General features: G+C 50.0%; 2 protein-coding genes. Both read right to left on the reverse strand.

Annotated features, from left to right (window positions below):
- Positions 1–854: AAA family ATPase (locus KDK17_RS17590; RefSeq protein WP_257288686.1), on the reverse strand; the 854-nt coding region annotated here is incomplete at its 3' end.
- Positions 851–1,195, reverse strand: a 345-nt coding sequence (locus KDK17_RS17595) for a hypothetical protein (protein WP_257288687.1), incomplete at its 5' end; no start/stop codon positions are given. The genes KDK17_RS17595 and KDK17_RS17590, both read right to left, overlap by 4 nt.

The raw sequence follows: 1,195 nt of genomic DNA on the forward strand, positions 1-1,195 counted from the left end.
CCCATTGATTCAGTGAGTCGGGCTGAGGCTTTACCAGTGGGTGCCACCAGACGGATGTCGGGTATTTTGCCACTCTTCATACCTTTTTCAACCAGCATGGCCAGCAGTCTTGTCACGGTCGTTGTTTTACCGGTACCGGGTCCACCGCTGATGATGACCAGAGGTTGAGTCGCCGCCATGGCTGCTGCTACTTTTTGCCAGTTCAGGCAACAGTGTTGCGGTATCAGTTGATCAAGAGTTTTAAGGTCATCAGTTTGCCTCGCAGACAGGAGTGTTTGGGTAGCGGCCTGCCAGTCAACGGCCTCGGGAAATTCTACATCGAGCCATTTAATCAGATAGTCTTGTAGGGGCTGTGAATCGTTCGTGTTGGGTCGATTCTCAAGAAGAGTGGAATAGTTTCGCTGAAACAGTCGATCCAGGATAGTTCTGGTTTCCTGAAGGTCTTCCGCCTGCCTTCCCAGTTTGAGCAGGTGCCGGGCAACCAGGCACTCATGTTGCCAGTATCGGTACAGGTAGAGTCGTTTACCGTCCAGAATCAGAGGCGTATTGGATTGACCATTGCTGACAACAGGGCTTGAGAGCAAAAGACGGATCAGTGTTTCTTCGGAGTGAGTGTCAATGTCCGCTATTGCTCTGAGTGGGTCGCTCTGTGTCCGACTTAATTCGAACAGTGGGGCATTAAATAAGTGGCTGAACTCCAGACAGAGGTTGCCCCGGCCCAGCTCATGACTGATGAGGGCTGCCACCAGTACTACACAGGGTGTGTCGTCCAGTTCCTGAATAAAACGGGCAAACTGATAATCCAGAGGGCGAATCTTGCCTTGTTGGTAAAGATGCTTGATGACATTGATCATGAAGAGACTCCGGACCGGGTGGAGCTTTCTTCACTCGAGGCAGGATCTCCATAAAAAAGACGATCCAGTTTTTCAATCAGGGCTTTATTGGGGCGACAATGGAAAATACCCGGCTGGTCAGGCTCATCTTTTCGGATGCCTCTGAGGAACAGATAATAAACACCGCCAAAATGTCGTTCAAAATCATAATCTGGCAGTCTGCTGCTCAGCAATCTGTGCAATGCCAGTGAGTAAAGCTGATACTGAAGATCATATCGGTGCTCAATCATGACGTTCTGCATATTTTCCCGCGTGTAGTCGCTGAGCTGATCTCCCAGCCAGTTTGACTTGTAGTCCAGAAC

The organism is Endozoicomonas sp. SESOKO2 (assembly GCF_024606245.1).
Taxonomy (GTDB): Bacteria; Pseudomonadota; Gammaproteobacteria; order Pseudomonadales; family Endozoicomonadaceae; genus Endozoicomonas_A.